This is a genomic window from Parabacteroides sp. merdae-related_45_40, assembly GCF_001915675.1.
The window spans coordinates 126,980-148,124 of the sequence record NZ_MNQY01000030.1 but is presented as its reverse complement, the minus strand read 5'-3'; the positions used below and the strand labels follow the sequence as shown (position 1 = coordinate 148,124).

The 21,145-nt window shown below is 49.8% G+C and carries 18 protein-coding genes; 10 read left to right on the top strand and 8 right to left on the bottom strand.

What is annotated here, in order from left to right; all coding sequences use genetic code 11:
* Positions 1–41 precede the first annotated feature (41 nt).
* The gene (ald, locus tag BHV83_RS01625) at positions 42–1,136 is read left to right on the top strand and encodes an alanine dehydrogenase (protein ID WP_005865321.1); all 1,095 of its coding nucleotides are present in this window, start codon (positions 42–44) and stop codon (positions 1,134–1,136) included.
* A gap of 155 nt (positions 1,137–1,291) precedes the next feature.
* Positions 1,292–2,035 carry a tetratricopeptide repeat protein gene (locus BHV83_RS01620; protein WP_005855602.1) on the top strand — a complete coding sequence of 248 codons (744 nt, stop codon included), beginning with the start codon at positions 1,292–1,294 and terminating at the stop codon, positions 2,033–2,035.
* Between the two features lie 91 nt (positions 2,036–2,126).
* Here the strand turns inward: BHV83_RS01620 and rseP are convergent, their stop codons facing one another.
* The 8 genes from rseP to BHV83_RS01580 form a co-directional block, all read right to left on the bottom strand.
* On the bottom strand, positions 2,127–3,455 hold the full coding sequence (rseP, locus tag BHV83_RS01615) for an RIP metalloprotease RseP (protein ID WP_122369882.1): 1,329 nt from the start codon (positions 3,453–3,455) through the stop codon (positions 2,127–2,129).
* Positions 3,456–3,485: 30 nt separating this feature from the next.
* Positions 3,486–4,637, bottom strand: a complete 1,152-nt coding sequence (locus tag BHV83_RS01610) for a 1-deoxy-D-xylulose-5-phosphate reductoisomerase (protein WP_158532482.1) — start codon at positions 4,635–4,637, stop codon at positions 3,486–3,488.
* Positions 4,638–4,643: 6 nt separating this feature from the next.
* Positions 4,644–5,507, bottom strand: coding sequence for a M23 family metallopeptidase (locus BHV83_RS01605; RefSeq protein ID WP_122378967.1), 864 nt, complete (start codon positions 5,505–5,507; stop codon positions 4,644–4,646).
* Between the two features lie 10 nt (positions 5,508–5,517).
* Positions 5,518–6,051, bottom strand: coding sequence for a ribosome maturation factor RimM (gene rimM / locus BHV83_RS01600; RefSeq protein ID WP_005865312.1), 534 nt, complete (start codon positions 6,049–6,051; stop codon positions 5,518–5,520).
* A 12-nt stretch (positions 6,052–6,063) separates the two neighbouring features.
* On the bottom strand, positions 6,064–7,368 hold the full coding sequence (gene murA / locus BHV83_RS01595) for a UDP-N-acetylglucosamine 1-carboxyvinyltransferase (RefSeq protein WP_005855586.1): 1,305 nt from the start codon (positions 7,366–7,368) through the stop codon (positions 6,064–6,066).
* The gene (locus BHV83_RS01590) at positions 7,365–7,970 is read right to left on the bottom strand and encodes a DUF4290 domain-containing protein (protein WP_005855584.1); all 606 of its coding nucleotides are present in this window, start codon (positions 7,968–7,970) and stop codon (positions 7,365–7,367) included. The genes murA and BHV83_RS01590 overlap by 4 nt, the downstream gene beginning before the upstream one ends.
* A gap of 66 nt (positions 7,971–8,036) precedes the next feature.
* Positions 8,037–8,534 carry a GNAT family N-acetyltransferase gene (locus tag BHV83_RS01585; RefSeq protein WP_009276293.1) on the bottom strand — a complete coding sequence of 166 codons (498 nt, stop codon included), beginning with the start codon at positions 8,532–8,534 and terminating at the stop codon, positions 8,037–8,039.
* 95 nt (positions 8,535–8,629) lie between these two features.
* A complete protein-coding gene (locus BHV83_RS01580; RefSeq protein ID WP_057327186.1) occupies positions 8,630–10,444 on the bottom strand; it encodes a glycoside hydrolase family 2 protein in 1,815 nt (604 codons plus the stop codon).
* 1,517 nt (positions 10,445–11,961) lie between these two features.
* On the opposite strand from BHV83_RS01580, the gene BHV83_RS01575 reads away from it, so the two are divergent.
* From BHV83_RS01575 to BHV83_RS01540, 8 genes are all read left to right on the top strand, one after another.
* Positions 11,962–12,189, top strand: coding sequence for a hypothetical protein (locus BHV83_RS01575; RefSeq protein WP_229033075.1), 228 nt, complete (start codon positions 11,962–11,964; stop codon positions 12,187–12,189).
* A gap of 201 nt (positions 12,190–12,390) precedes the next feature.
* A complete protein-coding gene (locus tag BHV83_RS01570; protein ID WP_005855566.1) occupies positions 12,391–13,242 on the top strand; it encodes a DUF3298 and DUF4163 domain-containing protein in 852 nt (283 codons plus the stop codon).
* A gap of 13 nt (positions 13,243–13,255) precedes the next feature.
* On the top strand, positions 13,256–13,948 hold the full coding sequence (rsmG, locus tag BHV83_RS01565; protein WP_008778511.1) for a 16S rRNA (guanine(527)-N(7))-methyltransferase RsmG: 693 nt from the start codon (positions 13,256–13,258) through the stop codon (positions 13,946–13,948).
* Complete coding sequence (locus BHV83_RS01560; protein ID WP_044545423.1) at positions 13,945–14,583, top strand: MBL fold metallo-hydrolase; 639 nt, start codon at positions 13,945–13,947, stop codon at positions 14,581–14,583. The genes rsmG and BHV83_RS01560 overlap by 4 nt, the downstream gene beginning before the upstream one ends.
* A gap of 12 nt (positions 14,584–14,595) precedes the next feature.
* Positions 14,596–17,448, top strand: coding sequence for an aminomethyl-transferring glycine dehydrogenase (gene gcvP / locus BHV83_RS01555; protein WP_122380677.1), 2,853 nt, complete (start codon positions 14,596–14,598; stop codon positions 17,446–17,448).
* Positions 17,445–18,554, top strand: a complete 1,110-nt coding sequence (locus BHV83_RS01550; protein WP_008778512.1) for a glycoside hydrolase family protein — start codon at positions 17,445–17,447, stop codon at positions 18,552–18,554. The genes gcvP and BHV83_RS01550 overlap by 4 nt, the downstream gene beginning before the upstream one ends.
* Before the next feature lie 111 nt (positions 18,555–18,665).
* The gene (locus BHV83_RS01545) at positions 18,666–20,051 is read left to right on the top strand and encodes an MFS transporter (RefSeq protein WP_286755639.1); all 1,386 of its coding nucleotides are present in this window, start codon (positions 18,666–18,668) and stop codon (positions 20,049–20,051) included.
* A 94-nt stretch (positions 20,052–20,145) separates the two neighbouring features.
* Positions 20,146–21,099 carry a tyrosine-type recombinase/integrase gene (locus tag BHV83_RS01540; protein ID WP_286755637.1) on the top strand — a complete coding sequence of 318 codons (954 nt, stop codon included), beginning with the start codon at positions 20,146–20,148 and terminating at the stop codon, positions 21,097–21,099.
* The last annotated feature ends 46 nt before the right edge of the window (positions 21,100–21,145 follow it).

The window sequence follows — 21,145 nt, the reverse complement described above, 5'->3', positions numbered from 1 at the left end:
TTGTATATTGCAGGCATATAAACCCATTAAATGCTACCATTATGATTATTGGAATTCCAAAAGAAATCAAGAACAACGAGAACAGGGTAGCTCTTACTCCCGCCGGAGCCAAAGAGTTGGTGAAAAGAGGTCATACCGTGTATGTACAACACACGGCTGGTATAAACAGTGGTTTCGCCGATGATGCCTATGTGGCGGCAGGGGCCCGGATACTCCCGTCCATTGAGGATGTATATGGAATTGCCGAGATGATCGTAAAAGTAAAAGAACCGATCGCCAGCGAATATCCCTTGGTACGCAAAGGACAGCTTGTCTTCACCTACTTCCATTTCGCATCCGACGAGGCTCTCACCCTTGCCATGATAAAGAGCGGCTCCATCTGTCTGGCTTACGAGACCGTGGAGAACCCAGATCATACGTTACCCCTTTTGATTCCTATGAGTGAGGTGGCCGGACGCATGTCCGTACAGGAAGGCGCTCGTTTCCTTGAGAAACCGCAAGGTGGCAAAGGCGTATTGCTAGGTGGCGTGCCGGGCGTGAAACCGGGTAAGGTATTGGTTTTAGGCGGTGGCGTGGTAGGCCACAACGCCGCCTTGATGGCCGCCGGGCTAGGCGCCGATGTCACGATCGCCGACATCTCGCTTCCCCGCTTACGCTATCTGTCCGAGACGATGCCGAAAAACGTGAAGACGTTGTTCTCTTCCACGCATACGATCGAACAGGAATTACCCACAACCGATTTAGTGATCGGCGCCGTATTAATCCCCGGAGCCAAGGCCCCGCACTTGATCACCCGGGATATGTTGAAGTTATTAAAACCGGGCAGCGTATTGGTAGACGTAGCCATCGATCAAGGCGGTTGCTTCGAGACCTCCCACCCGACTACGCACGCCAATCCGGTTTATGAGATAGACGATATCCTCCATTACTGCGTAGCCAACATTCCGGGAGCGGTCCCGCAGACTTCCACATTAGCCTTGACCAACGCTACCCTGCCGTACGTGATCAAGCTTGCCGACAGAGGTTGGGAAAAAGCCTGCGAAGAAGATCCGGGCCTAGAACTGGGATTAAACATCGTGGAAGGAAAGATTGTCTACCCCGCCGTAGCAGAGGCTTTTCCTTCACTCAAAGCATAAGTTTCAAAGAATCTTTCATCAGTAGGGATTGCCGTAAGCAATCCCTTTTTTATGTTTTCTATTTTTATTGTTTTCTAAAAAACGTAAAATATCTTGGCTTCTTTTCCCGCACGCCTTAACTTAGAGCACAAAATCAATCAAATTTAATAATTACCATGAAGAAAATTGTTTTATTAGTGGCTTTATGCCTATGTGTCGGAAACCTATTCGCACAAGACGCTGACAAATTAAGAGATGAAGGTGACGCTGCTTTGAAAGCAAAAGATTACGCTACCGTCGTAACAAAATACGGCGAATACTTGAAACAAAACAATTACCAAGACACCGCCCGTATCTTCAATTGCGGATACGCCGCTAATCAAGCGAAGAACTACGCCGAGGCCGCCAAATACTTCGACATGGCCGTTAAGATGAACTACAACGTAGACGACTCTTATGTAGGCGAGGCTATGGCTTACCGTAACTTAAACAAGACTGAAGAATTCCTGACTACGGTAAAAGAGGGATTAAAAGTGATTCCCGATGGAAACAAGAATAAGACCAATCTGGAAAAGTTGCTTTACGGTTACTGCATCAAACAAGGACAAGCCGCCCAAAAGAAGGGAGATCTGGCCGGTGCCGAGAAAATGTACAAAGAGGTCCTAGCCGTATCGAACAAGGATTACCAGAGCAACGCTTACTACAGCCTTGGCGCCATGCTGTATGGCAACGGAGCGAAGATATTACAGGCCGCTACCCCGATCGCTACTTCCGAGCCGGATAAATACAACGCCGAGAAAGCGAAAGCCGACAAAGACTTCAAGCAAGCGAAAGAATATTTGACAAAGGCTGTCGAACTCGACCCGAAAGACGAGAACTCCAAGAAGATCCTCGCTTCTATCAACGACATCCTGAAATAAGAAAGAGGACTTTATTCATACAAAAAAACCTCCCGGATCACATAGAAAAGTGATCTGGGAGGTTTTTTGTATCTAGTTGTAGAGACATACGCTACTTGAAGAAGAAGCGGAAGATGTCATTTCCATTCGCATAGATCAATAAAGCGAACAGGATAAACATACCTGCCATTTGGGCATACTCTAGGAATTTATCGCTCGGTTTGCGACGGGCCACTACCTCATAGATCAAGAACATCACGTGTCCGCCATCCAAGGCCGGAATCGGCAAGATATTCATGAACGCCAAGATGATAGATAGAAAAGCCGTACGTTCCCAGAAAATCCGCCAATCCCACACAGACGGGAACAATCCGCCGATCGTACCGAAACCGCCCAAACTGGAGGCACCTTCCTTCGTAAACACATATTTCATGTCGTTCACATATCCCTTCAAGGTATTAATACCTAATTTAATACCGGCGGGGAACGACTCGAAAAAGCCGTATTTGCGGGTCACGGTCTGATAGAGATCCGTAGGCAACATCACCGCTACGCCAATTTTCCCGGCCGAGTCCGTCCTCATGGTCAACGACTCCAACTGGCCGTTCCGGTAGAAATCTACTGTCACCTCTTCGCCCTTATTCTCTGACAATAACCCGGAGGCATCATAAAACGTCGGGGTAGCCACACCGTTAATAGCCACCACGCTATCCTTCGGCAGCATGCCGGCAAGAGCCGCCGGGGCATTCTTGTCGGGAAGCTCACGAACAACCATCGGGATACGCAAAGGATCGGCGAAGCCTTTTCCGTCACGCATGCAACGTTGCATCATATCCTCCGGTATGGAGATCACGGTCTCCCGCCCGTCACGGAGCACCGTCACGGTCTTCGCCTCCACCACCTTGCGGAAACTGTCGCTACCGAAACGCTCCAACTCCTCATTGTCCGCTCTCAGCAAGATATCACCGTCCTGAAAACCGACGTTCTGGAACGTCTCGCTATAATTCATACCCATCTTCATGTTCTTCAAAGGCAAGTACGTATCGCCCCACGTAAACAAGATCATGGAATAAATAAACAAAGCCAGCAAGAAGTTGAACACCACGCCCGCTACCATAATCATCAAACGCTGTCCGGCCGGCTTGGAGCGGAACTCGTAAGGCTTGGGCGGCTGGGCCATCGCCTCCTTGTCCATACTCTCGTCGATCATACCGGAGATCTTACAATATCCTCCCAACGGAAGCCAGCCTACACCGTATTCCGTGTCACTGTTTTTCGGCTTGTACTTGAATAGCGAGAACCACGGATCGAAGAAGAGGTAGAACTTCTCTACCCGCACCTTGAAAATCCGGGCGAAGATAAAATGCCCGAACTCGTGGACAATCACCAGTATCGATAAGCTCAAGATAAGCTGTAACGCCTTAATCAAAAAAGTTTCCATCTACTATTGTTTGTTCTGTTTTAAATTATTTCAAAATAACTCGGCCGCCAACCGCCTAGCCTCGGTGTCGGTAGCCACGTAATCCTCATACGAGGGATTGACGATAAACGAGGCTTTCCGCATGGTCTGCTCAATCACGTCGCTCATTTGCAAGAAGCCGATACGATCTTGCAGGAAAGCGGCCACCACCACCTCATTGGCGGCATTCAAGATACAGGGCATATTCCCTCCTTGGCGGGCCGCCTCGAAAGCGAAAGCCAAGTTGCGGAAACGTTCCATATCCGGCTCCTCGAACGTCAAGGTCGAATATTGGTTGAAATCCAGACGGGGCGCCATGCTCCTCATACGTGTCGGGAACGAGAAAGCGTAGGCGATCGGCAATTTCATGTCGGGAATTCCCAGCTGGGCGATCACGGCGCCATCCTCAAACTGCACCATCGAGTGGATCACCGACTGCGGGTGCACCACCACCTGTACCTGATCCGGCGTGACATCGAACAACCATTTCGCCTCGATCATCTCGAAGCCCTTGTTCATCATCGAGGCCGAGTCTATCGTGATCTTCGCCCCCATCGTCCAGTTCGGATGCCTCAAGGCCTGCGCCTTCGTCACGGTAGCCAGCTCCTCCAATGATTTGGTACGGAACGGACCTCCCGAGGCCGTCAGCAAGATCTTCTCGATCGGATTATCGTACGCACCTGTTAAACATTGAAAAATGGCCGAATGTTCCGAGTCCACCGGCAAGATAGGCACCTTATGCTCGGCGGCCAGCTTCATGATCAGCTCGCCGGCCACGACCAAAGTTTCCTTATTCGCCAAGGCGATCGCCTTTCCCGCCTTGATCGCCGAGATCGTCGGTCGCAAGCCGGAATAACCCACCATCGCCGTCAGCACCATATCGATCGGCTCCGACTGCACCATCTGGGCGATAGCGTCGGCACCCGCCCATACCTTGATCGGCAGGTCTTCCAAGGCCTCTTTCAGCTCGGGATATTTCCGCTCGTTGGCGATCACCACCACCTCCGGCATATATTTCCGGGCCTGATTGATCAATAAGTCCACTTGGTTATTCGCGGTCAAGGCATACACCTCGAAAAGATCGGAATGCTCGCTCACTACCTCCAAGGCTTGGGTCCCGATGGAACCGGTCGAGCCTAATATCGCTAACTGTCTTTTTTTCATGAATTATCAAAAAGCTATATATTCTTCCGGATTCACCGGATTGCCCTTATACCACAACTCGAAATGCAGGTGCGGCCCGGTAGACAACTCTCCCGTATTCCCGACCAGAGCGATCGCCTCACCGGCTACCACATGGTCTCCCACCTCTTTCAGCAACAATTCGTTGTGCTTATAAACCGAGATGAATCCGTTCTTATGTTGTATTTGAATTACGTTTCCGTGGTTCGGATCGAAACCGGTATAGATCACCGTACCATCCAACGTAGCCAAGACACTCTCCTTCGGGGCCGCGGCCAGATCCACGCCATAATGATGGACATCCGTCTCATAATGAGAGGTGACCACGCCATTCACGGGCTTATAGAAAAAGACCCCCTCGGTCGGTACCTTGCCCGGGTCGGTCAATACCGATAAATTATATTTCTCCTCTTCCTCGTAATCTTTCACGAAGCGAGTCTCTTCCTTGCTACGAGGAATCTCATAGTTAATATCGTTGCTAGCCAAAGAATCTATCTGACGGATCGAGTCCAAGGGCATCGTACCGGAAAGGATTCCGGCCACATTATTCAGATAAAGGGACTGGATCTCCATCATACGCTCCAACGAATCCGCCCGCAAGGCATTCTGCATAATCTCCTTGCGAACCTCCACGTCGAGATAGCCCGGCAAGTAGTTGCGAATCGGTGTCTTGATGATGATAAAGGCGGTAACGGCGATCAAGAAAAAGGCGAACACCGCCAAAGTGACAAACGCCGATAACTGCGAAAGCCGGAAAGACCACACCTCCTCCAACGTCCCCTCATTGATGAAGGAAAGTTTATATTTAAACCGGATCCGGTGCCAAAACGATTTCGTATTCTTCTTTTTCAACCCCTAATCTTCAATTATCAATTATCAATTCTATAAGTCCCTCCGGCAAAGACACCGTGAGACTACGGGCCTCATGGTCGGCCTCGGTGATCAACTCCTCCACGGCGGGGATCAACAGCTCCTCGCCTTTATGATCGACACGCAGAAGGACGTTGATTGTCGTCTCATCCACGTCTGTTATCTCTCCTAAATAACCTTTCTGTACGTCCGTCACGGTATAACCGATAAAACTGTCCCATGTCATATCCCCCACGAGATCCTCCTCGTCCACGGCGTCCAAAGGATAGAACACCTCCTTGCCCACAAACATGCGGGCATCCTCCTCGGAATTCACGTCCTCCAGTTTCACCAAGACCACCGTATCGGTCTTATAGCGGAAATCCTCCACGAAGAACGGTACCAAGATACCATCCATCTCGCAAACAATGTACGGGTCCTCGGCATCTTCCAGCACATCGCTGTTCGTCACCAACGACAACTCCCCCTTGATGCCATGGGGCTTGGCAAACTGCCCGATCTTGAAAACCTCTTCTTCTCTAATCATCGCCTAAAATCTTTAAATCCTCGTGATACGTGCCCCGATCTGGTTCAATCGCTTATCGATCCCTTGATATCCCCGGTCGATCTGGTCTATATTATGGATCGTGCTGGTACCCTCGGCGCTCATAGCGGCGATCAGCAAGGCGATACCCGCGCGAATATCCGGGGATACCATCGTAGAGCCCCGTAACTTGAAGCGGTTGCCCAGCCCGATCACCGTAGCCCGGTGCGGGTCGCAAAGGATGATCTGGGCTCCCATATCGATTAGCTTGTCCACAAAGAACAAACGGCTCTCAAACATTTTCTGGTGGATCAGCACGCTCCCCACAGATTGCGTAGCCACGACGAGAAATACGCTCAGCAAGTCCGGCGTAAGCCCCGGCCAAGGAGCGTCGGCGATGGTCATGATAGAACCATCGATAAACGTATCGATCTCGTAGGAATCATGCCGGGGGATATAAATATCATCGCCTCGCTGCTCCACGGTAATACCCAAGCGGCGAAAAGCGTCCGGGATAATCCCCAGCTTATCATATCCTGTATTCTTGATGGTGATCTCCGATCCGGTCATAGCTGCCATACCGATAAAGCTACCCACCTCGATCATATCGGGGAGGATGGTATGCTCCGTGCCGGAAAGCGACCGTACACCTTCTATCGTCAATAGGTTAGAACCGACACCTGAGATTCTCGCTCCCATGCGGTTCAGCATCGTGGAAAGTTGTTGCAGGTAAGGCTCGCAGGCGGCGTTATAGATCGTCGTCACCCCCTCGGCCAGCACGGCAGCCATCAAGATATTCGCCGTTCCGGTCACGGAAGCCTCGTCGAGCAGCATATAAGCGCCTTTCAACTGGCGTGCCTCTATCTCGTATACTTGCCGCCCGGCGTCGTAGCTAAAGCAAGCGCCCAGCTTCTGGATTCCCACGAAGTGCGTATCCAGCCGGCGTCGCCCGATCTTGTCGCCACCCGGTTTCGGGATCAGCGCCCTGCCGAAGCGGGCTACCAACGGGCCTACGATCATCACGGAACCCCGCAGGCTACCACTCTTGCGCAGGAACTCCTCGGTACTCAAATACTCCATGTCCACGTCGTCCGCCTGAAAGGTATAGGTATCGGCGGACGGATGCTCCACCTTGACCCTCATATCCCTAAGGAGCTGGATTAAGTTATTCACGTCCAAGATATCAGGCACATTGTGTATGGTCACCTTCTCCGGTGTTAGCAATGTCGCGCAGATCACCTCCAACGCCTCATTCTTGGCGCCTTGCGGAACGATCTCGCCGGACAAGCGATAACCACCTTCTATAACGAACGAGCTCATCTGCCTTTACGCGTAAAGTTCCTTTTGTTGCCGCCACTGTTATTACGGGCCAAGATATCACGGCTCTCGGCCAATTTGTGTTCCTCCTCGCTCAATACGATCTTGCCGCTAGACAGCTCGTCCAGATCCTTGAAGATCTTACGGTCGTCCACGCTTTCCTTGTTCCAAGTAAGGAACGATTTCTTCATCTGGTTTGCCAGCAGCCGCACGAGCTGGTCTTTCTCCATACCGGGTTGCAGCTCCGTGGCCTTGCGGATCATCAGCTCCAAGGTCTTTCCGTAATGGCGGTAGCGTATACGGTTATTGTTGTACGGGATACGAGGCGGACGGCTATACAGGTTCTCCTTCTTGATGATCTCGTACGGATAGTCTATATCGAGCTTAAAATCGGCCATGATCGCCAGATGATCCCAGAGGATATGCTTAAAGTCGTTTACGTCACGCAAATGCGGGAACATGTTTCCCATGATGTTGATAATCGTGTTGGCGCAACGCTTGCGCTCTTCCCGGTCTTGGATAGTCACGCAATAGTCCACCATATTTTGGATATTGCGTCCGTATTCGGGCAAAGTCAATCTTTTTCCTTCTGTATTGTATTTCATTCTTTACATTTTGTTTATCGCGAAGATAGGTATATTAATTGAGAATTGAAAATTGAGATTCGAAAGTTACCTCTCGTTAGGCTTAATTATCAATTCATAATCTACCACGTCCAGCCACCGCCCGAATTTCAGCCCTACTTTCTCGAAGTGGGATACTTTTCTGAACCCCAACTTCTCATGCAGCGAGTAGCTAGCCTCATTCCCCTCAGTGATGCAGGCGATCAGGGCGTGGTAGCCGCCTGCCCGACATTCCTCGATCAGCCTTTCCATAAGCTGTCGGCCGATCCCCTTGCCCTTGTATCTCGGGGATAAATAAACGGTGGTCTCAAGCGTATATTTATAAGCTGCCTTTTCTTTCCACGTATGGGCATAGCAATATCCCACGACCTCATCCTGATCCACGTACACCAGATAAGGATAGCTCGCCGAGATCCCGGCTATGCGACCCTCCATCTCCTCCACCCGCAAAGGTTCCGTCTCAAACGTAGCCACGCTATTCACGACATATTCATTGTATATATCCACGATCGCCTTGGCGTCTCGCAAACTCACATTCCGAATCATATTCATTTCGCTAAAACAATCCGATCCGGGAAAGAATCTCTCTTTGCCCGGACCGGATCTATCATCGAGTCAAATAACTATTTTTTCTAAGCCTTCTACTCAGACAAGGCCTTGATCACCTCTTGGTTCGCCTTGCGCACCTCGGCCTCGTTGATCTTGATCACTTTACGGTCGTAGGTCATAAGGCCGTTCACCTCGCCCTCCACGTCCGTGGTTTGCGTGTAGACAGCGGCGGAGAAACCCTTCGGGACCATCGCCTTCAACTCCTTGGCGTACTTCACGTACTCGGCGGTCACCTCATCGCTATTCTTAAACTGTACATAGCCCCAGTTGCGTTTGTTCCACCACAAATGGTTCTCCACAGCCAAGCCGATACCACCATACTCGCCCAATACATTCACACGCACCGGATCGAACAGGTACATCGCCGGACCCGGGTAATTATGCAAATCCAAGATATCGCCGCACGCACGGAAATTACCGCCACTGGCCGGATTCACCAGACGGGAAGGATCGTATGTTTTTGTCCACTCGGCAGCCTTCTCGGTATCGAACTGGCCCCAAGCCTCGTTGAAGGGAACCCATACTACCACGCAAGGATTCGAAACGCACAGGTCCATGATCTCCTTCCACTCCTTGTAATAATTACGGATAGACTCCTCGGTACGCTCCTTGTCGGTTCCACCGTTATACGTATGAGGCGCCCATTGGTTACCCATGTCGCCGCTAGGCATATCCTGCCAAACCAGCATACCTTCCTTATCGCAATGATAGTACCAGCGGGCCGGCTCTACCTTCACGTGCTTGCGGATCATGTTGAAGCCCCACGCTTTCGTCTTCACGATATCATACAGCAACGCCTCGTCCGTGGGAGCCGTGTAAAGCCCGTCGGGCCACCAGCCTTGATCCAGCGGGCCGTATTGGAACAGGTTCTTGTTGTTCAAGCGCATACGCATGATGCCGTTGGCGTCACGCTCGGCGGATATCTTACGGAAGGCGGTGTACGATTTCACCTCGTCCACCTTCTTGCCATTCTTCGACAAGCTCACCTTCATATCATATAAATAAGGATTGGAAGGTTCCCACAACGTAGGATTTTGCACGGCCAAGCGTAATTCTGTCCCTTGTACGCCCTTGGCGGTAGCAACCACCTGCCCCTTATCGAGCAAGCTGACCTCCACGATGTCCGACACCGGGGAGTCGGAACAAGCCCCGACCGTCACGCTCATCACGCCATTATCGATATTCGGGATCGCCTTGATAGAGGTGATATGCGAGGAAGCGACCGGCTCCAGCCATACGGTCTGCCAGATTCCGGTGACCGGCGTATACCAGATTCCCTCCGGGTTGGCCACTTGCTTTCCACGGGGTTGGTAGCCTTTATCGCTCGGGTCCCATACACGCACCACCAGCTTATGCGTACTTTTGCCATTCAGATAGGGAGTGATATTCAAGGAAAACGGGGTAAAGCCTCCCGTGTGGGAACCGATCAGGATATCATTCACGAACACGTCCGCTTTCCAATCCACGGCGCCGAAGTTCAACAAGATATCTTTTCCTTTCCATGAGGAGGGCACCGTAAAGGTTCGTTTATACCACAACTCATTCTTCTCCCCCACTTCTTTTTGCACGCCGGACAAGGAGGATTCCACGGCGAACGGCACCAAGATATTCCCATCGAAACTCGTCGGCTCTGCCTGTCCTTTTGGAAGGATAGCGTATTCCCACTCGCCGTTCAAATTCTGCCAATCCGCACGTTCCATCCCGGGGCGTGGATATTCTGGCAATACATTCCGGGGATCTACTTTCTCAGCCCAGTCCGTCTTGATCTTGTCTCCGGCGGGCTTCCACTGCGCCCCGGCGCTACAAATCGTTGCGAACGCACAAAAGGCTAACAATAATTTTCTCATGATATTATTTACATTTTGAATTGATAATACACTTTCAAGTGACAAAGATAATAGAAAATATCCAAAATCCACATCGTCCTCGGATACCAATAGGAGAACCGCAGCCAAATCGATCTAACCATAAAATGCCCGGAATATCTCTTGTGACAGAATCTCACTAGGTAAGGTTATTGTATTTTTTAATGTTCCTATTTTACATCAATATCATTTCCGGAAAAACACGTACGTGAATATCCAAAAACATGTACGACTTTTCGGAAAAACATGTACGTGTTTTAACGCAAACATTACGATGTTTTTTACGACTCTGATTTTCAACCCCTTGCAAACAAAACCTCATTTTCTGCTTATTGTAAAATTCTTCTGATTCAAGGATACCCGGAAAAGAAGGAGTAATGGCACGACCTATTAAAAAGGAGCCGGATTATTTCCCGCTCGACACGGATTTACTAAGCAACCGTAAAATCCGTCAAATAAAGCGCAAATACGGATCTGACGCTTTTCATTATATATTGCCCTGCTTTGTGACATCTATGCCAATGGCTATTATATCACGGCCTACAAGAAAGAGCGTGAGCTTGCCTTCCTCCGCAAGGTATTCCAGCAATACAAGGCCGGTTACCCACTGGAACGTCTCTACCCCGCCCATGTCTACCAATCCCTGCAAGAGCGGAGATTGATCAACGACCCCCCCCGAGGAGAAACGCCACGCCATGAGCCTCTTCGCCCATTGGAGACCACCGGGTCACCTGCCCATCAGCGAGGACTATCGGCTGACGATGGTGCGACAGCAGGCCATGGCATGGTTGCTGCGGAGGTATTTCGATGGGCTGATAGCTAAAGAGAAAGCATAAGAACGAGTAGTATGCACTTGCATATCTGTTAATAATTCGCCAATAAAAACATTGATTTACAAAATATATAGTTATATTTGCATCGTCATGTGGCTATAGCGTTAGCTGAAAAGCATGGCGACATATTATGTATTAGAGCATCGAGTGTTATTCTGTGTCTTTTAAAATTCCCCATTTAACTCAGCCAGAATAACAAACTTCATGCTCACGCTGTTGTATTATCTCAAATATAATATAGGCGTGAGCTGTCGTTTGTTATGGCTGAAAGGGTATGGGGATACCTAAAAGACACATAACAATATAACGGCAGCTTCACGCTTTTTTTTGTGTCTGCCCATAAAAACTCTATTTTTCCAATAATTATACATTTGGCCTATAATTAATCGAATTTAACAACATGGCTTTTCGGAGGAAAAGTTTGGTTATTTAGTTAAATAAAGAAAAGAGCTATCTCGTTCGTGAGAATATAGGTAGCTCACTATTGTTTAACCTTTTTAATGCGTTCACATCCTATTGATGGTAGACTTGTGCCAATAGGCTATAGTTAAATTTTATCATCATTACCCATAATTTCCTTCAAACTATAATGGTATGATAAAAACTAATTGTACATTTAGGGCAATCCTATTTTAGTTGTTAACTAATTAAAACTGATTCAGAAACATGAGAACTTCTTTATTCATATTTTTCATGGTCATTTTTATTGGTTGTAGTGAAAATGACATTATCGATGAAGGGGAAAAACCAGAAGATCCTCAAGCCGAAATAGAGGTTTATTATGACCAAGAAAGTACAAGCTCAAGAAAACCTGATGCAGGCGCAAAAGTGTATTTGTATTATGACATTAATATAACGACAGAGTTTGGTGGCCTTGCATCTTATGAAGGATAAGGCTGGGTACGCCCCTAGGTGATATAAAATGGGAACTATTCTTCTCACGCAAGAGAACACCCGGAAAGTATCGGACAAATAGACAACTCAACCCGAAAACCACCGAGGAAAGATTGTCCTCTTATTAAACTTCATCGTGCAATTTGATTATACAATTTAATAACGTACATTCGCGTACAAATAAATTAAATCTGTAGTCCGATGAGAACGCATTTACGCGAAAGCATGTTGGCGCTTCTTTTGATAGGTATCTTAGCCACGGGTTGCGATACCGGAACGAAGAAGGCTTCTGAAAACAGTATCACGTTTGATTCTATCAGCGTGGAAAAGACTTACCATTTGTTAGATAATCCGGATAATCCCAATTGCAATCTAGAGATCAAGTTCGTTTATCCCCGGAAATATTCGGATAAAGAGGTTCTTAAGAATCTACAGAGACAGTTCGTCTCCTCTTATTTCGGCGAGAATTATGAGCAATTATCCCCCGAGGAGGCGGTACGGAAATATACCGACGACTATCTGGCCGCTTATAAGGATCTGGAAGAGGATTACAAGGCTGAGGTGGCGAAATCCGACGAGACACCGGTGGGCTCTTGGTTCTCTTACTATGAGATGTCGTCGGATGATATCGCCTTCAACCAAGACGATATCATCAGCTATACGGTAAGCTTCGAGAACTATACGGGCGGAGCGCATGGCGCACATTCCTACAATAACCATGTAGTGAACCTCAAGACCGGTAAGCCGATCACCGAGGAGGAGATATTCGTGGACAACTATCAAGACAATCTGGCGCGAATATTGGTAGATCAGATCGCCAAGCAAAACAACGTATCCGACGCCAAGGAACTGGAAAATATCGGTTTCTTTAGCGTGGACGAGATCTTCCCGAACGGTAACTTCCTCGTAGACGAGACGGGTATCACCTATTCTTTCAACGAATATGAGATAGCGGCATACGTGGTAGGCGTCACGAACGTCCATCTCCCTTACAAGGAAATCCGCTATTTGCTGCGGGATGACAGCCCGATAAGTCAGTTAATTGAAAATTGAGAATTGAAAATTAATGATAGATAAACCTATAAACAGATGTCCTATGGAACAAAATACAGAGAAATTTTCAATTCTCAATTCTCAATTCTCAATTCTCACATCTTATTTCCCCGATCTCACCGACCGGCAAAAAGAGCAATACGCCGCCCTATATGACCTATATACGGATTGGAACGCCAAGATCAACGTGATCTCACGGAAGGATATCGAGAACCTATATCCGCATCACGTGCTTCACTCGCTGGGTATCACCGATATGCTGCGTTTCAAGCCGGGTTCCTCGGTGATGGATCTGGGTACGGGAGGCGGTTTTCCCGGCATCCCCTTGGCGATCTTATTCCCGGAGACCCATTTCCATCTGGTAGACAGCATCGGGAAAAAAATCAAGGTGGGACAAGCCGTGGCCGAGGCGATCGGGCTGGAGAACGTATCCTTCCGCCATTGCCGGGGCGAGGAGGAAAAGCAGCTTTTCGATTTCGTGGTAAGCCGTGCCGTGATGCCTCTGGCGGATCTGGTAAAGATCGTCCGCAAGAATATAAAGAAAGAACAGATCAACGCATTGCCCAACGGATTGATTTGCCTGAAAGGTGGAGAGCTGGCGCACGAGATATTGCCTTTCCGGAACCAAGCGATAAGCATGGATCTGAAAGACCATTTTAAAGAAGAGTTTTTTGAAACTAAAAAAGTAGTGTACGTACCCTTATGATTACGATAAAATCTTTCGAAGTAAACTATTTCTCCGAGAATACTTACTTGCTATACGATGATACCAAGGAGGCGGTCCTTATCGATTGCGGCTGCCTGCGCAAAGAGGAACAAAAAGAAGTAAGCGACTTTATCGCCCAAAACGGGCTGACGCTGAAACGTTACCTTTGTACGCACCTCCATCTGGATCACATATTCGGTAACGAATTCATCCATGACACCTACGGATTGAGCCCGGAAGCCCATAAAGCGGACGTGGAGGGCCTTCCCTCTCCCGAGGAGCAAGCCAAGGCATTCGGCCTGCCGATGAAGGCGAAAAGCATCCCGGTAGGGAAATATCTGGTAAACGGAGAAATCATAAAGTTCGGGAAATCCGAGCTGGCGGTATTGAGCGTTCCCGGCCATTCGCCCGGAGGCTTGGCTTTCTATAACAAGAAGAACGGTTTCGTGATCGTAGGAGACTCCTTGTTCGCCGGAAGCATCGGCCGTACTGATCTATGGGGAGGCAACCAAGATGTACTGCTTGCCGCTATCAAGGACAAATTACTGTCGTTGCCGGACGAGACCGTGGTATACCCCGGCCATGGCCCCGAGACACGAATCATTGATGAGAAATTAAATAATCCTTATTTATAAAATACTAGAATTATGGACACAAATAAGTTTGTAAACCGCCACGTGGGCATCTCAGCGGAAGATATTCCCGCTATGTTGGAGACGATTGGCGTGAAGTCTTTGGACGAGTTGATCGATCAGACCATTCCGGCCAACATCCGTTTGAAAGAGCCGTTGAACCTCCCGGAGGCCATGACGGAACGTGAGTTCGCCGAGCATATCGCCGAGCTGGCCTCCAAGAACGAGGTATTCACCTCTTATATCGGTATGGGTTGGTACGACACGGTTTGCCCGGCCCCGATCCAACGTAACGTATTCGAGAACCCAGTTTGGTACACCTCCTATACTCCGTATCAGGCGGAAGTATCCCAAGGACGCTTGGAGGCGTTGCTGAACTTCCAGACTGTTATCAGTGAATTGACAGGATTACCTTTGACAAACTGCTCGCTACTCGACGAGGCGACAGCGGCAGCCGAGGCGGTTACCATGTTCCATGGTTCACGTAGCCGTGCGCAGGTGAAAGCGGAAGCGAATACGGTATTCATCGACGAGAATGTGTTCGCCTCTACGCTGGCCGTCATCCACACCCGCATGGTCCCGCAGGGCATCCAGGTGGTAGTGGGCGATTATAAGAAATTCGAGTTCACGCCGGATGTGTTCGCCGCCATCGTACAGTTCCCGAATGCGGATGGTTCGATCGAGGACTATAAGGAATTCGTAGCCCGTGCGGGCGCCGCCGGAGCCAAGGTAGGCGTAGCCGCCGACTTGATGAGCTTGGTATTGCTGACTCCTCCGGGAGAATGGGGAGCGGATGTCGTATTCGGTAGCAGCCAGCGCTTCGGTATCCCGATGTTCTACGGGGGTCCTTCCGCCGCTTTCTTCGCTACGAAGGACGATTATAAACGTACGATCCCGGGACGTATCATCGGTATCTCCAAGGACGCTTACGGCCATCCGGCTTATCGCTTGGCCTTGCAGACCCGCGAGCAACATATCAAACGTGAGAAGGCTACGTCCAATATCTGTACGGCTCAGGCGTTGTTGGCTACCATGGCCGGCTTCTACGCCGTATATCATGGAGCGGAGGGGTTGCGTAACATCGCCGGACGGATTCATTCCACGGCCGGATTCTTGGCCAAGGAGTTGGAGAAACTGGGATATACGCAATTAAACAAGGATTATTTCGATACCTTGAAGATACAGCTTCCTTCACACGTGTCGGTGAACGCGCTGCGTGAGATCGCCTTGGAGTGCAAGGTGAACTTGCGTTATTTCGAGGCCGGACAAGTGGGCGTCAGCATAGACGAGACAACATTGCCTACGGACATAGGCGTATTACTATACATCTTCGCCGGAGCCGCAGGTAAAGACTATATGCTGGACGAGTCTATCCCCGCCCAGACTTATTTCGACGCTAAATTCGCCCGTACCTCCAATTTCTTGCAGCAAGACGTATTCAAGAAATATCATACGGAGACCGAGTTGATGCGTTACATCACCCGTTTGGGACGAAAGGATGTTTCCTTGGCTCAATCCATGATCTCGCTGGGATCTTGCACGATGAAGCTGAACCCGGCTTCTACGATGTTGCCGCTTAGCCGTGCGGAATTCATGAATATCCACCCGTACGCTCCGGAGGAGCAAGTGGAGGGCTATACGGAGCTGATCGAGAACCTGTCTTCTTACTTATGCACGATCACAGGCTTCAAGGGCTGTACGTTGCAACCGAACTCCGGCGCCGCCGGCGAGTACACGGGTCTTCGTGTGATCCGTGCTTATCAGGAAAGCATCGGCCAAGGCCATCGTGATATCGTTTTGCTTCCGGCTTCCGCCCACGGAACCAACCCGGCCAGCGCTATCCAATGCGGATATAAGACCGTAACCGTTAAATGCGACGAGAATGGTAATATCGATCTGGAAGATTTCCGCGCGAAAGCCGAGGAGAACAAGGAGCGTCTGGCTGCCAGCATGATTACCTATCCGTCCACGCATGGTATCTTCGAGGTGGACATCAAGGAGATGTGCGACATCGTTCACGCTTGCGGAGGACAGCTTTATATGGATGGCGCCAACATGAACGCGCAGGTAGGATTGACAAATCCGGGTACGATCGGCGCCGATGTATGTCACTTGAACCTGCATAAGACCTTCTCTTCTCCTCACGGAGGTGGTGGTCCCGGCGTAGGCCCGATCTGCGTGGCCGAGCATCTGGTTCCGTTCTTGCCGCAGCATCCGGTGCTTTGGGGCAGCGACTTGAATACGGTATCCGCAGCTCCTTATGGTAGCGCCGGTATCCTGCCGATCACGTACGCTTACATCCGCTTGCTGGGTACGGAAGGTCTTGAGACAGTGACGAAGACGGCCATCTTGAACGCCAATTACTTGGCCGCTAAGTTCAAGGATACGTACGGCATCGTTTATACCGGAGCGACAGGCCGTGTAGGTCATGAGTTGATCTTGGAATGCCGCACGGTAAAAGAGCGTTCGGGCATCGACGAGGGCGATATCGCCAAGCGTTTGATGGACTTCGGCTACCACGCTCCTACCCTATCTTTCCCGGTACACGGCACCTTGATGGTAGAGCCGACCGAGAGCGAGAGCAAGGCCGAGCTGGATCGTTTCGTAGAGGTAATGGAATGTATCTGGAACGAGATCAAGGAGGTGGAGGAAGGCAAGGCTTCGAAGGAGGACAACGTCTTGAAGAACGCCCCGCATCCAGAATACGAGGTGACCGCCGACGAGTGGAAACACGCGTATCCCCGCACGAAGGCTGCCTTCCCGCTGGAATGGTTGCACGACAGCAAGTTTTGGATTAACGTAGCCCGTGTAGATAACGCTTATGGCGATCGTAACTTAATACCGACTTTATGCGCTTGCGAGATATGAAGAAGCTCTTTATCGCTTTGGCGGCCGTCGCTCTGACGGCTTGCGTCAAGGCTCCCGAGAAAACAGTCAAGGTCTACGCATGGCAAGGCGAAGGTGGGAATACCACCGAGCAAACCTTACAGGCGGACTTTAGTAAATGGCATGCCCACGGAGTAGACGGGATGTGCTACAACGCCGGCCATGACACGGAGAAAATTCAGCGTGCCGCCAAAGCGGCCCATGCCAATGGCATGGAATATCACGCATGGATTCCCGCCATGTTGCAACATGGATTGGACTCCACCCTCTACGCCGTGAACCGGAAAGGCGAGTCGGCCTATTCCGTACAGGCGTATGTGCCTTATTACAAATGCCTGTGCCCGAACCAAGAAGGTACGGCGGAGTTCTTGCTGAATCTGTATGGCAAGGTAGCCGATATCCCGGAGGTGGATTATATCCATCTGGATTATATCCGTTACGTGGATGTCATCCTAGCCCGCGGACTTTGGGAAAAATACGGTTTGGTGATGGACGAGGAATATCCTACGGCGGACTATTGTTACTGTGACAAATGCGTGGCCGATTTCAAGGCCGCTACCGGTATCGACATCAAATCCGTAGAGGATCCTTCCAAATGCGCAGAATGGGCGCAGTTCCGTTGCGACTTGATCACGAAATTGGTAAACCGCATCGCCGACGAGGTTCACGGCAAAGGCAAGAAAGTGAGCGCCGCCGTATTCCCGGGGCCGGACTCTCACGCTAAATGGATGGTTCGTCAAGAATGGAATAAATGGAATATCGACGCTTTCTTCCCGATGAATTATAACGATTTCTATCTGGAGGACGCTTCTTGGCTGGCTCCGATCGTGAAAGAGGAAGTAGCCTCCGTGCAAGGCAAGAAGCCGGTTTATAGCGGTTTGTTCATCTGCGAGGATTGGCAGAACAAGGCGAATATCAAGGACCCGGAAGGCCACGGACTGATCCCGTCCGAGATCGAGGAGGCCGTAAGAGGCTCCATGGAAAACGGAGCGGCTGGCGTGGCGTTGTTTACGCCGGGCAACATGACGGATGAGCATTGGAAAGCTTTCGATAAGGCGATCCACCAACCGTATACCGTAAAGCCCTAATTCGTAATTACTATACGATAAAACAAAGACGAGGAGGCGCAGCTCTTCATTTTCTCACCTGCGCCTCCTCTTTTACTTATCCATCTAATCTATCTTACTAATAAAAATATCATGACAACTAAGAAACAAGAGAAAATCAAGTTCAGTAAAGCATTCTGGGTAGCGAACACCGTCGAGTTGTTCGAGCGAGCCGCTTATTATGGCGTATTTATCGTTATCACCCTTTATCTTAGCCGCATCTTAGGCTTTAACGACATTCAGGCTGCCAGCATCGCCGGTATCTTTTCCGCCTGTTTGTATTTGCTGCCCACGTTCGCCGGAGCATTGGCCGATAAGATCGGTTTCCGCAACTCGATGCTACTGGCTTTCACTTTGTTAACTTGTGGTTATCTAGGACTGGCAGTTTACCCTACTTGGCTTCAATCCGCCGGACTTGTTGAATACAGCACGACGACTACCTTTACGGGATTGCTGGAGAGCAATCTTCAGTACGGCATTATCCCTATCATGGCCTTGATCGTATGCGGCGGGGCTTTTATCAAGAGCGTTATCTCCGGTACAGTCGCTAAAGAGACTACGCCGGAAACCCGGGCGAAGGGTTTCTCTATCTTCTACGCAATGGTAAATATCGGGGCTTTCTCCGGAAAGACCATCGTGAAGCCGCTTCGCGAGGCGTTGGGTAACGAGGGGTTGATTACCTTGAACTATTTCTCGGCGAGCATGACGTTCCTTGCCTTGCTTGCCATTTGGTTCTTCTACAAAAGCGCCCAGCACTCGGGCGAGGGCAAGACGTTCGGGCAGATTTGGAACGCCTTGATCAAAGTTTGCAGTAATGGCCGGCTGATTACCTTAATCATCATTATCACCGGATTCTGGATGGTGCAACACCAGCTGTATGCCACGATGCCTAAATATGTGCTTCGTTTGGCCGGTGAGGGGGCCTCTCCTTCTTGGTACGCCAACGTAAACCCTTTAGTCGTAGTTCTGACAGTCAATCTAGTAACGCAGATGATGCGGAAGCGGACAGCGCTTACTTCCATGACGGTCGGTATGTTCATCATGCCGATATCCGCTCTTTGCATGGCATCCGGGAATATGCTAGACGGAAATACGAATATACTCGGCATGCACCCTGTCGCCTTCATGATGGTGGTAGGCATCGTGTTCCAAGGCTTGGCCGAGACATTCATATCGCCTCGCTTCCTCGAGTATTTCTCTTTGCAAGCTCCCAAGGGAGAGGAAGGTCTTTATCTTGGATTCAGCCATTTGCATTCCTTCTTATCCTCTATCTTTGGGTTTGGATTATCCGGATTCCTTTTGAGTAAATACTGTCCGGAACCTACCCTCTTCGCCTCTCATGAGGAATGGCTGACGGCTAGCGCAAATGCCCATTATATCTGGTATTATTTCGGAGCGATCGCTTTAGTCTCGGCTTTTGCCCTCATCATCTATGGCAAGGTGGTGGAGCGGTTAGATCGGAAACAGGCACAAGGCTGATTCCCGCAGACAGGTGTCATTAAGTAAGGCTGGCGAGTGTGATAAAGTCGGTGAAATTTCCATTATTTGTTAGTGCATAATAAATAATTGGAATATGAAACAGAAAAGAACGAAGAAAAAGAGCATTTCGCCCGCTTTGCGGGCATATGCGGAGGAACGGATACGGCTGAAGCAGACCTTGAACAAGATGGGCACCGCCGAGCTATATCAAGTAGCTATCGGCCATTTCCTAAAATTCACAGGTGACAAGGAAATACGTATAGAAGCGATCAGCAAGACTATGGTAACCGACTTCTCCGCTTATCTGCAACAGCGAAGGTTGGCCACCAACTCCATCAATTCCTACCTCAGCGCCCTCCGTGCCATTTACAACGCCGCCTTACACGAAGGGTTATTGCATCCGGAGAAGTCCCCTTTCGAGGGGCTGAGACTGAGGCGCTCACCCACAACCAAGCGAGCCATCCCTGTGTCGTTCATCTACCGGTTGGCCGAGACCCGGAAAAAGGAAGAGTATCCACGGCGGGAACTGACTACGGACCTCTGCCTTTTCAGTTTCCTAGCTTGTGGAATGCCCTTCGTGGATATGGCGTTCCTTTCCCGGGAGAATATCCGTGGTAACGAGCTGGTGTATAAACGGAAGAAGACCGGTTCGCAAATACGTATGGAAATATCCGATGCTATGTGGCGGCTGATCCGGAAATATGAGCCGGACGATGGCAAGAGACGTTTCTTGTTCCCCATCCTGCCAGACGTGGAGAGACTCACCCATGCGCAATACAAGTACCGTCTAGCCTTGCATAACAAAGAATTGAGGTTGATCGGGATCGAACAAGGTTTCCCGATACGGCTCACCTCCTACGTCACACGCCATTCGTGGGCGTCGGCGGCTTTAGAGAATGAGGTGCCGGTAGCTGTCATCAGCCAAGCGTTAGGGCATAGCTCAGAGAAGACGACACGTTATTACTTGAGCGAGCTGGATATATCCAAACTGACGGAAGCCAGACAAAAAATTTCCGGTACTATAGAGCTATTAATCAAAAGGGAATAAAGAGGAAAATCCTTATTTCATAAATAAGTATCAAACGCTTCTAGCA

What these genes read in the sequence shown, in the direction of transcription:
- ald (WP_005865321.1), top strand. Translation starts at nt 42, where the DNA reads ATGATTATTGGAATTCCAAAAGAAATCAAGAACAACGAGAACAGGGTA.
- BHV83_RS01620 (WP_005855602.1), top strand. Translation starts at nt 1,292, where the DNA reads ATGAAGAAAATTGTTTTATTAGTGGCTTTATGCCTATGTGTCGGAAAC.
- rseP (WP_122369882.1), bottom strand. Translation starts at nt 3,455, where the DNA reads ATGGAAACTTTTTTGATTAAGGCGTTACAGCTTATCTTGAGCTTATCG.
- BHV83_RS01610 (WP_158532482.1), bottom strand. Translation starts at nt 4,637, where the DNA reads ATGAAAAAAAGACAGTTAGCGATATTAGGCTCGACCGGTTCCATCGGG.
- rimM (WP_005865312.1), bottom strand. Translation starts at nt 6,051, where the DNA reads ATGATTAGAGAAGAAGAGGTTTTCAAGATCGGGCAGTTTGCCAAGCCC.
- murA (WP_005855586.1), bottom strand. Translation starts at nt 7,368, where the DNA reads ATGAGCTCGTTCGTTATAGAAGGTGGTTATCGCTTGTCCGGCGAGATC.
- BHV83_RS01590 (WP_005855584.1), bottom strand. Translation starts at nt 7,970, where the DNA reads ATGAAATACAATACAGAAGGAAAAAGATTGACTTTGCCCGAATACGGA.
- BHV83_RS01585 (WP_009276293.1), bottom strand. Translation starts at nt 8,534, where the DNA reads ATGATTCGGAATGTGAGTTTGCGAGACGCCAAGGCGATCGTGGATATA.
- BHV83_RS01580 (WP_057327186.1), bottom strand. Translation starts at nt 10,444, where the DNA reads ATGAGAAAATTATTGTTAGCCTTTTGTGCGTTCGCAACGATTTGTAGC.
- BHV83_RS01575 (WP_229033075.1), top strand. Translation starts at nt 11,962, where the DNA reads ATGAGAACTTCTTTATTCATATTTTTCATGGTCATTTTTATTGGTTGT.
- BHV83_RS01570 (WP_005855566.1), top strand. Translation starts at nt 12,391, where the DNA reads ATGAGAACGCATTTACGCGAAAGCATGTTGGCGCTTCTTTTGATAGGT.
- rsmG (WP_008778511.1), top strand. Translation starts at nt 13,256, where the DNA reads ATGATAGATAAACCTATAAACAGATGTCCTATGGAACAAAATACAGAG.
- BHV83_RS01560 (WP_044545423.1), top strand. Translation starts at nt 13,945, where the DNA reads ATGATTACGATAAAATCTTTCGAAGTAAACTATTTCTCCGAGAATACT.
- gcvP (WP_122380677.1), top strand. Translation starts at nt 14,596, where the DNA reads ATGGACACAAATAAGTTTGTAAACCGCCACGTGGGCATCTCAGCGGAA.
- BHV83_RS01550 (WP_008778512.1), top strand. Translation starts at nt 17,445, where the DNA reads ATGAAGAAGCTCTTTATCGCTTTGGCGGCCGTCGCTCTGACGGCTTGC.
- BHV83_RS01545 (WP_286755639.1), top strand. Translation starts at nt 18,666, where the DNA reads ATGACAACTAAGAAACAAGAGAAAATCAAGTTCAGTAAAGCATTCTGG.
- BHV83_RS01540 (WP_286755637.1), top strand. Translation starts at nt 20,146, where the DNA reads ATGAAACAGAAAAGAACGAAGAAAAAGAGCATTTCGCCCGCTTTGCGG.